Source organism: Micromonospora hortensis (assembly GCF_022230935.1).
Lineage (GTDB): Bacteria > Actinomycetota > Actinomycetes > Mycobacteriales > Micromonosporaceae > Micromonospora > Micromonospora hortensis.
In genome coordinates this window covers 118,937-129,062 of record NZ_JAKKFE010000016.1, presented here as the reverse complement: position 1 = coordinate 129,062, position 10,126 = coordinate 118,937, and the positions used below count along the sequence as shown (strand labels likewise).

Genomic DNA, 10,126 nt, shown 5'->3' with positions numbered 1-10,126 from the left:
GCCGGGCCGGCGTCGGGCGCGGGCTGGTCGGCAGGGGCCGGGCCGTCGGTGGCGCCGGCCGGTCGGGGAGTACGCGCCGGACGGACCCCCGGGGCAGGCCGCGCCGGACGCTCACGGGCCGGTCTGGCCGGGGTGCCGCCACGCGGACCCTCCCCCACCCCACCGGCGCCGGCCGGGGTGGGCGTGGGCCCCCACTCGCCCGGGGCGGGAACGCCCGGCGGGCGGATCGGTCGACGCCCGCCGCCAGCCTCGGACTCGCCCGGCTCCTTCGCGCCCGGCCAGGGCTTCGCCACCCGGGAGGCCAGCACGAACTCCTTACGCAGCGGGTGACCCTCGAACTCCGGCGGCAGAAGCAGCGGCAGCAGCTCCCCGTGGCCGGCGAAGTCGATCCCGAACATTTCGTGCGTCTCCCGCTCGTGCCAGGCGGCACCGGGGTAGACGTCGACGACCGAGGCGACAGTGGGCTCGCCGCGCGGCAGCCGGGTACGCAGCAGCAGACCGTGCCGCAGTCGCGTCGACCAGAGGTGCGCCACCACGTCGAAGCCCTCAGCCAACTCGTCGACCGCGGAGAGCCAGTCGAAGAAGTCGCAGGCCAGCTCGGCGTCGTCACGGGCGGCGGAAACCGCTGTCAGCCAACTCGCGGGCGGCACATCGACTGTGGCCCGGGCGAACCTTTGCCCGCCGGAGACCGACGGGGTCGCCTCAACCGGCGCGAGCAGCGCGACCAGCCGAGCGCCGACCTCTTCGGGAGTCATGCCGCTGATCCTAGTGCCGGCCGGGCCCACGCCTGGCCGCCGCCGATGCCCAGCGATCTGCCGGCTTTGGGCGCGTCGCACCCCGCGGCGGGGAAAGATGAGGGCGTGCGCGCTGTGACAGTGAGACCCGGAGTCGCCAACTCGCTGAGCCTCGTCGAGGATCAGCCCGAGCCGGCTGCCGAGGAGGGCTCTGTCCTGGTCGAGGCGCTGGCGGTGGGGATCTGCGGCACCGACCACGAGATCATCGCCGGGGAGTACGGCGAGGCGCCGCCGGGCGCCGACCGCCTGGTCATCGGGCACGAGTCACTGGGCCGGGTGATCGAGGACTCCAGCGGCACCCTGCAACCCGGTGATCTGGTGGCTGGGATCGTCCGGTATCCCGACCCGGTGCCCTGTTCGAACTGCGCGGTCGGCGAGTGGGACATGTGCCGTAACGGTCAGTACACCGAACACGGCATCAAGGGCTTGGCCGGGTTCGCCCGGGACCGCTGGCGGGTCGAACCGCGGTTCGCTGTCGCGCTCGACCCGGCGCTGGCCCAGGTGGGCGTGCTGCTGGAGCCGACAAGTGTGGTGGCGAAGGCCTGGGACCACATCGAGCGGATCGGGCACCGGGCCGAGTGGCAGCCGCAGACCGTCCTGGTGACCGGGGCCGGGCCGATCGGTCTGCTGGCCGCGTTGCTCGGCACCCAGCGTGGGCTCACCGTGCACGTGCTGGACCGGAACACCGAGGGGCCGAAGCCGGAGCTGGTCGCCGGGCTCGGCGCCACGTACCACACGGTGCCGGTCAACGACCTGCCCTTCGAGCCGGACGTGGTGATCGAGTGCACCGGCGCTCCCACAGTGGTCCTCGACGTCATGTGCAAGGCGGCCCCCACCGGGATCGTCTGCCTGGCCGGAGTGTCCAGCGGTGGCCGGAAAATCGACTTCGACGCCGGGGCGCTCAACCGGGCGCTGGTGCTCGAGAACAACGTGGTGTTCGGCTCGGTGAACGCCAACCGGCGACACTGGACCATGGCCGCGCAGGCGCTCGCCCGCGCCGACCAGGTCTGGCTCGAGTCGCTGATCACCCGGCGGGTGCCGGTGAACCGGTACGCCGACGCGTACACCCCCGGGCCGGACGACATCAAGGTGGTGCTGGAGTTCGCGTCCTGAGCGACGCCGCGCCCGATCAGATGCCCGGCAGTCGACCGTTGCGGAACAGGTCGACGAAGAGCTGATGGTCCTGGCGGGCGCGCACCCCGTACGCGTGTGCGAAATCCACCAGGTGGGCGACGAATCCCGGCTCGTCGGCGTCCACCGCCGCGACGATCGCCTCCTCGGTGGAGTAGTCCACCAGGTCGTGACTGGATTCGTCGTCGGCGACCGAGTGCATCCGGGCCACCGCCCGGCCGAGGTCGACGAGAACCCCGGTCAGCTCCTCCGGCTCGTTCACGTCCGACCAGTCCAGGTCGGCGGCGTACGGGGAGACCTCGGCGACGAGCTGCCCGGTCCCGTTCAGCTCGGTGAAGCCCAACCACGGGTCGGCGTGCGCCTGCAACGCCCGCTGCGACTCGGCGGTCCGGTGCCCCTGGTGCTGGAAGTAGCCGCGGACCGTCTCGTCGGTGACGTAGCGCGCCACGGCCGGCACCTGCGCCTGCTTCATGTAGATGACGACGTCGTTCTCCAGCGCCTGGGTGTGCCCCTCCAGCAGCAGGTTGTACGACGGCAGCCCGGCCGAGCCGATGCCCACCCCCTTGCGCAGCACCACGTCCTTGATCCGCGCCGCCACCGGGCGCAGCTGCGTCGAGGCGCTCGGCAGGGTGCCCAGGTAGTCCTGGAAGGCGGCGCTGACCAGGTCCCGGGTGTCGTCGTCGATCTCGAAGACCCCGTCGCCGATGGAGAAGCGTCGCTCGTAGTTGTCGATGGTGGTCTGCGTGGCCAGCAGGTCGACGCGGGTGTTGAGCCGGGCCCGTTGGAGCACCCGGCGCAGCACGCCGTCGGCGTTGTCCAGGGTGATCGAACCGATCGCGTCGTCACCGCCGGCGGCGATGGCCCGCAGCTCGGTCAGGTACGACCGGGCGAACCCGGCCACCAACTCCCCGATCGCCGTGTCGGAGAGCGCCTTGCCGTAGCCGAGCAGCGCCACGCTGGCCGCGAGCCGGCGCAGGTCCCAGGTGAACGGCCCGACGTACGCCTCGTCGAAGTCGTTGACGTTGAACACCAGCTGCCCGCCGGCGTTCATGTAGGTGCCGAAGTTCTCCGCGTGCAGGTCCCCGTGGATCCACACCCGGCTGGTCCGCTCGTCGGAGAACCGGTCGTCGGCGAAATCGCCGCGCTGATCGGCGTAGAACAGCGCGGCGCTGCCCCGGTAGAAGGCGAACGGGGAGGCCGCCATCTTGCGGAACTTGCGGCGAAAGGCGGCCGGGTCGATCGCCATCGACGCGCCGAACTCCTCGGTGAGCACGTCGACGATGTGGGTGGACCGCTGGTCCGCTGAGCTGGTCATAGTCCGCAGGCTAGTGCGGCGGGTCCACAACGGGGTGGCGAAGCTACCCGATGATCGCAGCGGGCGGCCTGGTCACCGCCTACTCGTACGAAACCGGATCGCTGGGCACCGTGCCGTTCAGCGCGCAGTTCCGCTCCCTCGACGGCAAGCTGACCCGCCCCCAGACGTACGTGCAGGACGCCCAGGCGGACGCGTCGGTCGAGCTGGCCGGCCCGGTGACCGACGGCCCCGAGAACACCCGCCGGGTGCCGCTTCGGGTCCGGTACGGCGGCGACGCTCCGCAACTCGGCCACTCGCTCACCGCCACGCAGCTTCCCGCCGGGTCGATGATCCTCTTTACCGATCCCCACGACGGTCCGGTGTACGGCCCGCAGGCTTTCGTGCCGGGCGGGCTGCTGATGCAGGGTGAGGAGCGCGACGTGGCGCTGTTCATCAGCCGGCCGACCGACCCGGCGGACGAGTCGGTCACGATCACCGTGGAGCTGGCCACCCAGTACTGGATGGGAACGACCCCCGACGTCGACCCGAGCGACAACACGGTCACGTTCAACCTGGCCCTGCCGACCAGCTGACCAACCAGCGGCGGGCCGCTGCCCGGACCCGTTCCGGGTGGCGGCCCACCGCCCTCAGCTGGCGGTGGGTGGGCGTACCGGCGGGGCGGTGAGCGAGTCGACCGAGCGTGGCGCGGCGGCCTCGCGGGGCGGGGCGTCCAGCGGCGCGGCCAGCACGTCCCGTTGCGGCACACCGCCGATGCCGGACTGCTCGGCGGCGATCTTCTCTTGCAGGCGCAGGATGCCGTGCAGCAGCGCCTCCGGCCGGGGTGGGCAGCCGGGCACGTACACGTCGACCGGGATGAGCTGGTCGACGCCCTTGGTCACCGAGTACGAATCCCAGTAGGGGCCGCCGCAGTTGGAGCAGGCGCCGAACGAGATGACGTACTTCGGCTCGGGCATCTGGTCGTAGAGCCGCTTGATCGCCGGGGCCATCTTGTCGGTCACCGTGCCGGAGACCACCATCAGGTCGGCCTGGCGGGGGCCGTGGGCGAACGGGATCACGCCGAGTCGGATGAAGTCGTGCCGACCCATGCTGGTGGCGATGAACTCGATGGCACAGCAGGCCAGACCGAAGTTGAACACCCAGAGCGAGTAGCGACGGCCCCAATTCAGCACGAACCGGATCGGCTCGCCGAGCACTGCCGGTAGCTGCACGACCGCCCCCTCTCCTCACCGACAGTGAATCACAGACGGCGCCCGCGCGGCCCGGCGGTGATCGGCGGAGCGGTCCACCAAATGTCTCCGAGCCGACAAGGATCGGCAGCGATCGACGCGCAACCTACTGGCGCGCTCGCTTGTGTGACCGGTGCTGGCGAACACACCGCCGGCAGCCGCCACGGGGAGGACGAGTGCTTGTGACACGAGATGTGCGGGTGGGCGAACGCCCGCCGGACCCACCGGGAACCGCAACCTCCGCGTCGGCAGAGCTGGTCTTCGACGACTTCTACCACGCCCACTTCCGGGGGCTGGTGGTGCAGTTGACCGCGTACACGGGCGACCGTGGGCAGGCGCAGGAACTGGTTCAGGAGGCGTTCTGTCGGGCGTACGCCCGCTGGGACCAACTCGTCGGTTACCAGGACCCCCTGGCCTGGGTCCGTCGGGTGGCCTGGAACCTGGGTCACAACCGGTGGCGGCGGCTGCGGACCGCCCAGCAGTGGCTGCTGCGGCAACGGGAGACACACGTCGCGGAGCCGAACCCGGACCGGGTCGCCCTCGACACCGCGTTGGCGAAGTTGCCGCCGAAGCAGCGGCGGGCCGTCGTGCTGCACTACCTCGCCGACCTGACGGTCGCCGAGATCGCCGCCCAGGAACAGGTCGCCGAGGGGACGGTCAAGTCCTGGCTGCACCGGGGCCGGACCGCACTCGCCACCCACCTGCGCGACACCAATGAGGAGGTGCGGGATGTCTGAGCAGGAGATTCTTGACCTCGCCGATGAGTTCGCCCGTTACCGCCGTACCGCGCTGGCGGAGGTGGAGGCGCCGGGACCCGCAGCCGTTCGGCGGACGGTACGAGGCCGCGGCCGACGCCGGCTGGCTGCCAGCGCCACGACGGCGCTCGCCCTGGTCGGCGGGTCGGCCGTCGGATACGCGGCGTTGAGCGGCCCGGACCACCGGCCCGGTCCGGTCGACCCGACGCCGAGCATCTCGGCGTCAGCGACGCCGACGCCGATGCCGACGAGTCCGACGCCCAGCCCTGCCGGGACCAGTGCCAGCCCGACCACCCCCGCACCGGACGGCCGGTTCAGCCGGGCCCAACTGTTGGGGGTGCCGGTGACCCTGCCGGCCTGGCGGGCCGGGCGAGGCTGCCCGACGTCGCAGACGCGGCTCACGGCCGACGCCCGGGAGGGCACGAACTCGCTCCTGGCGCTCGACCACGGCGACATCGACGGGGACGGCGCGGTGGAGACGGTGGCTCTCGTGCAGTGCGTGCTCGGCACCCGCGGGCCGATGCAGGTGGTCGCCTTCGACCGCGACAAGGAAGGAAAGGCGACGACTGTCGGTCGGGTGGTCGCGACCACCATCGACAAGCCGGAGTGGCTGTTCGCGCTGGATGTCGTGGGTGACGGCACGGTTCGCGTCCAGGTCGGTGACATCGCTCCCGGGGGTGGCTGGAACGCCAAGTGGTCACAACGGCAGTGGCGGGGCTACCGCTGGAAGGGCGACACCTTCAGCCAGGTCTCCGGGCCGACGAGCTTCGGTCCGAACCCGAACCTGGCAGACGTCTCGGTCACCACTGGCGACCTCGTGCTGAGAACTGCCGACGACGGCTCCCGGACGGGTACGGCCACGGTGCGGATTCGTAACCGGGGCACGGGCCCGGTCGCCCACCTGGTGCTGCGGTTGGGCGTGCCCGCGGTGGTGCGCGCGGACGTCGACGGGTGGGGCCCGTGCGCGGGCGTCCACGAGGGCGTCGAACCGATCACCTGCCGGCTGGGTCAGCTGGCCGCCGGGGCGGAGATGCGGCTGGACCTGGACTTCCGGGTGCTCGAGGGGATCACGCTGAGCACTGACAAGGCGGACGTGGACGTCCAGCCGATGGACAGCGAACGTGACGTCCTGCCGGACGTCAACAGCACCGACAACCTGGTTCGGATGACGATGACCTACGGCTGACGGTTGCCGGCCGCGTCGTAGGCCACGGGGGCGTACGACGCGGCCGGCGCTCCGCTCACCACGCGGGCGCTGGCCCCGCGTCCGACCCCGCCTCGCCACTCAGTCCCCCACACGACAGTCGAACCACAGCGTGGGCTGCAACCTCCGGGCCCGTTTTGGGCTTCTAACGGGGTACGGCACGCCGAGCAGGAGCGCCGACAACGGGGAGCACGGGAACGACCCCGATGAGCGAGTGGTACGACCGCCTCGGGTACGGGCCCGACGGCGAACGGGGAGGGGCAGTGACAGTGATGACGGGAGCCCGTGCCAACGAGCCACCGGGGGCGATTGCCGCGATGGCCGGGGAGCGCACCACGACGGTGAGCTTCGACGACTTCTACCACGCGCACTTTCGCAACGTGACCAGTCAGTTGGGCGCCTACGTGGGCGACCTCTCACAGGCCCAGGACCTCGCGCAGGAGGCGTTCTGCCGGGCCCTGGCCGGGTGGGACCGGCTGGCCCGGTACGACGACCCGGCCGCCTGGGTCCGGCGGGTCGCCTGGAACCTCGCCCGGAGTCGTGGCCGAGGGCACCGTCAAGTCCTGGCTGCACCGCGGCCGGACAGCGCTGGCGGGACTGCTCGACCAGAGCACCGAGGGGACGGGCAGCGTCCGGGTGGTGCACTTCGACAACCAGGACCGGCACTGGCAGGACCTGACCTTCAAGAACACCTTCGTGGAGGTGCGGGCGGCTCCCTGATCCAGCCCATCGGGTCCGGCCGGCACCGACGGCCGGGCCCGATGCGGCGCGGTCAGCTCGGCGCCCAGCTGGGGCGTTGCAGCAGGCTGACGAATTCCACCAGCAACCGCTCGCGCAGCGCCGATGGCGCGGCGTCGAGCAGGGTGTTCACCAGCGCCATCCGTTCCGGCAGCGGTCCCGCGCCCGACCCCGCCTCGCCGCCCAGGCCCAGCCCGGCAGCCAGGCCGACGATCAGGTCCGGGGTCAGCGCCTCGGGGGTCAGCGCACCGACCAGGGCCGCCAGCTCGGCGGGCAGCCGCACCGGGCCGGCGGCCCTGGCCGCGGCCACCGCGTCGGTCAGGTCCGGCCCGAACTCGGCGACCCGGGGCGCGACCGCGGCGGTCACCGTGAGGTGCACGCTGGCGGGCAGACCGTCGTACGAGAGCTGGGGTTGGGTGTGCCAGCCCCGCGCGGTCAGCTCGTCGACCAGGACGAACAGGTCGGGGCCGCCCTCGGTGGCGGTGAAGCAGACGACCGTCGACTCCGGCTCGGCCATCAGCCGCAGCCCGTCGACGGCGCGGACCGCGTCGGCCAGGCCGGCGACAGCGTCCCGGGTGATGGCGGCCAGCCGCAGGTAGCCGTCGTCGCCGAGGTGCCGCACTGTGGCGTACGCGGCGGCGATCGGGCCGCCCGAGCGGGTGGACGCGATCACCGGGTTGATCATGGTGTAGCCGGGCCAGTCGGCGTACGCGAAGTACTGCGGGGCGCGCAGCGTGGCGTCGCGGTGCAGCAGCACGGACACCCCCTTCGGGGCGTACGCGTACTTGTGCAGGTCGACCGAGATGGAGGTGACCCCGGGCACCGCGAAGTCGAACGGCGGCACCGGCTCCCCGAGCCGACGCAGGTACGGCAGGGTCCAGCCGCCGAAGCAGGCGTCGACGTGGCAGCGCACCCCGGCCTCGGCCGCGGCGGCCGCGATCTGCGTGACCGGGTCCACCACCCCGTGCGCGTAGGACGGCGCGGAGCAGGCGACCAGCACCGTCTCCGGGCGGATCGCGGCGGCCATCGCGGCCGGGTCGGGACGCAGCGTCTCCGGGGAGACGGGCACGACGTCCAGTGCCACCCGCAGGTAGTGCGCCGCCTTGGCGAATGCCGCGTGCGCGCTCGACGGCACCACGATCCGGGGTGCGGTGATCTCCGGGTGGGCGTCCCGGGCGGTCTTGACGGCGAGGATCAGCGACTCGGTGCCGCCGCTGGTGACGCTGCCGACGACGTCCGGGGCGGTGGTACCGGGGCCGGCGCCCAGCACCCGGCCGGCGGCGCCGACCAGCGCGTTCTCCATGGCCAGCAGGGACGGGAACGCGGTCGGGTCCAACCCGTTGACGTGCGCGCTCTCGCGGTGGGCGGCGGCGGCCAGCTCGTCCAGCCCGGGCACCGCCGGGTCGTAGACGTACGCGAACAGCCGTCCCCCGTGGGTGGGCGCGTCACTGGACCGCAGCTCCCGCACCTCTTCCAGAACCCGTTCCGCCGGAACCCCGGTGGCGGAAAGCGCCCCAGCCTCAACCCTGTTCTCGTCGATCATGGAGTTACGGTGCCCTTCTCGTGACGGTCAACGCTTTCGTCCCCCACCACAACTCCATGATCGCCCAGGTCGCTGTGGGCGGTGAGGGTGTACTGGCGGAGCAGGAGGATCGGAGGGGCGATCAGCAGGGCCGGAATCAGCGTGAAGCCGAGGAGCACGCCCAACCTCGCCGTGTCCGACTGGGCCGCCGCCGAGCCGGTGTCGGAGGACACGTAACCGGAGAGCTGGAGCACCAGTCCGTAGATACCCGGGCCGAGCGCCAGGCCGAAGGTCTCCCCGGCGGTCCACAACCCGGTGAAGACGCCCGCCTGCCGTCGGCCGGTGCGCGCCGTCTCGTGCGCGATGCAGTCCGGCAACATGGCCAGCGCGAAGACCTGCTGCCCGGCGTACCCCACGCCGATCAACGCGACCAGAAGATAGACGGCCACCGCCGGCAACGCCGGGGCGGCGACCAGGGCGAACGCGCCGACGGCGAGGATCAGCGAGGCGACGACCAGCGCGGTGCGCTTGCCCAACCGGGCACCGACCCGGCTCCAGATCGGCATCACCAGCAGCGCCGGCCCGACGAAGCAGACGAAGAGCAGCGTCGGCCCGCTCTCCGCGTCACGCAGGATCTGCCCCGCGAAGTAGTTGACCCCGGCCAGGATCGTCGCCACCCCTGCGGACTGCACCACGAAACAGATCAGCAGTGCCCGGAACGGACGGTTGGCAGCGGCCACGGCGAGCTGGGCGCGCAGCGTCGGCTCGCTCTCCCCCACCGTGCCGGTCGGCGCGGACCGGGTGCCCAGGAACGCGCCGAGGGCGCCGAGGGCGATCAGCGCCGCCACGAACAGGCCCATCCAGCGGTGCCCGGCCACGCCGTCGCCACCGGCGCTCACCACCAGCGGCGCGACCGCGCCGGAGACCAGGATGGCCAGCGCCAGCACCGCGATCCGCCAGGTCATCAACCGGGTGCGCTCGGTGTAGTCGCCGGTCAGCTCCGCCGGCATCGCCACGTACGGCACCTGGAAGAAGGCGAACGCGGTGGCGGTGGCGAGGAACGCGAACGCCACGTACGCCACGGCGGCCGGCCCGTTACCGAAGGGCGCGGCGAAGATCGACGCGAACAGGACGGCGAGCGCGAGGCCGGCCACGAGCAGGTACGGCCGGCGAGCCCCCCACCGCGACCGGGTGCGGTCGGAGATCCGCCCGGCGACCGGGTTGACCAGCACGTCCCAGGCCTTGGGCAGCAACACCAGCAGGGCGGCCAGCCCGGCGGCCACGCCCAGGGTGTCGGTCAGGTACGGCAGCAGCAGCAGGCCGGGCACGGTGCCGAACGCTCCGGTCGCCAGGGAACCCAGCGCGTAGCCGGCGTGCACCGAGCGGGGCAGCGAGCCGGTGGCTGACGAGCCGGCGCCCGGCGGCGTTTTCATGGGCCCGA

The 10,126-nt window shown here is 72.3% G+C and carries 10 protein-coding genes and 1 pseudogene; 6 read left to right on the top strand and 5 right to left on the bottom strand.

The features are described 5' to 3' along the window. On the bottom strand, positions 1 to 755 hold a 755-nt coding region (locus NIE111_RS12735; protein WP_238684592.1), incomplete at its 3' end, for an NADH-quinone oxidoreductase subunit C. Positions 756 to 860: 105 nt separating this feature from the next. On the opposite strand from NIE111_RS12735, the gene NIE111_RS12730 reads away from it, so the two are divergent. Continuing rightward, positions 861 to 1,907: a glucose 1-dehydrogenase gene (locus tag NIE111_RS12730; protein ID WP_238684591.1), complete on the top strand. Its 1,047-nt coding sequence runs from the start codon at positions 861 to 863 to the stop codon at positions 1,905 to 1,907. 16 nt (positions 1,908 to 1,923) lie between these two features. Here the strand turns inward: NIE111_RS12730 and NIE111_RS12725 are convergent, their stop codons facing one another. Continuing rightward, positions 1,924 to 3,240: a DUF2252 domain-containing protein gene (locus tag NIE111_RS12725; RefSeq protein ID WP_238684590.1), complete on the bottom strand. Its 1,317-nt coding sequence runs from the start codon at positions 3,238 to 3,240 to the stop codon at positions 1,924 to 1,926. A 50-nt stretch (positions 3,241 to 3,290) separates the two neighbouring features. Here NIE111_RS12725 and NIE111_RS12720 point away from each other — a divergent pair, with 50 nt between their 5' ends. Then, entirely contained in the window at positions 3,291 to 3,812 is a 522-nt protein-coding gene (locus tag NIE111_RS12720; RefSeq protein WP_238684589.1) for a hypothetical protein, read from the top strand. Between the two features lie 54 nt (positions 3,813 to 3,866). Here NIE111_RS12720 and NIE111_RS12715 read toward each other — a convergent pair whose 3' ends face one another. Next, complete coding sequence (locus NIE111_RS12715) at positions 3,867 to 4,448, bottom strand: NADH-quinone oxidoreductase subunit B (protein ID WP_091402527.1); 582 nt, start codon at positions 4,446 to 4,448, stop codon at positions 3,867 to 3,869. A gap of 194 nt (positions 4,449 to 4,642) precedes the next feature. On the opposite strand from NIE111_RS12715, the gene NIE111_RS12710 reads away from it, so the two are divergent. From NIE111_RS12710 to NIE111_RS12695, 4 genes and pseudogenes are all read left to right on the top strand, one after another. Continuing rightward, on the top strand, positions 4,643 to 5,203 hold the full coding sequence (locus tag NIE111_RS12710; RefSeq protein WP_238684588.1) for an RNA polymerase sigma factor: 561 nt from the start codon (positions 4,643 to 4,645) through the stop codon (positions 5,201 to 5,203). Beyond that, positions 5,196 to 6,407: a hypothetical protein gene (locus NIE111_RS12705; protein ID WP_238684587.1), complete on the top strand. Its 1,212-nt coding sequence runs from the start codon at positions 5,196 to 5,198 to the stop codon at positions 6,405 to 6,407. Before NIE111_RS12710 ends, NIE111_RS12705 begins: the two co-directional genes overlap by 8 nt. A 224-nt stretch (positions 6,408 to 6,631) precedes the next feature. Continuing rightward, a pseudogene (locus NIE111_RS32250) lies at positions 6,632 to 6,919 on the top strand (sigma factor); the annotation flags it as partial. 46 nt (positions 6,920 to 6,965) lie between these two features. Further along, positions 6,966 to 7,145: a hypothetical protein gene (locus NIE111_RS12695; protein WP_238684586.1), complete on the top strand. Its 180-nt coding sequence runs from the start codon at positions 6,966 to 6,968 to the stop codon at positions 7,143 to 7,145. A 52-nt stretch (positions 7,146 to 7,197) separates the two neighbouring features. Here NIE111_RS12695 and NIE111_RS12690 read toward each other — a convergent pair whose 3' ends face one another. Together NIE111_RS12690 and NIE111_RS12685 are read right to left on the bottom strand one after the other, a co-directional pair. Continuing rightward, positions 7,198 to 8,706, bottom strand: a complete 1,509-nt coding sequence (locus NIE111_RS12690; RefSeq protein ID WP_238684585.1) for a pyridoxal phosphate-dependent decarboxylase family protein — start codon at positions 8,704 to 8,706, stop codon at positions 7,198 to 7,200. Beyond that, positions 8,703 to 10,118 carry an MFS transporter gene (locus NIE111_RS12685; RefSeq protein ID WP_238684584.1) on the bottom strand — a complete coding sequence of 472 codons (1,416 nt, stop codon included), beginning with the start codon at positions 10,116 to 10,118 and terminating at the stop codon, positions 8,703 to 8,705. Before NIE111_RS12685 ends, NIE111_RS12690 begins: the two co-directional genes overlap by 4 nt. Positions 10,119 to 10,126: the final 8 nt, after the last annotated feature.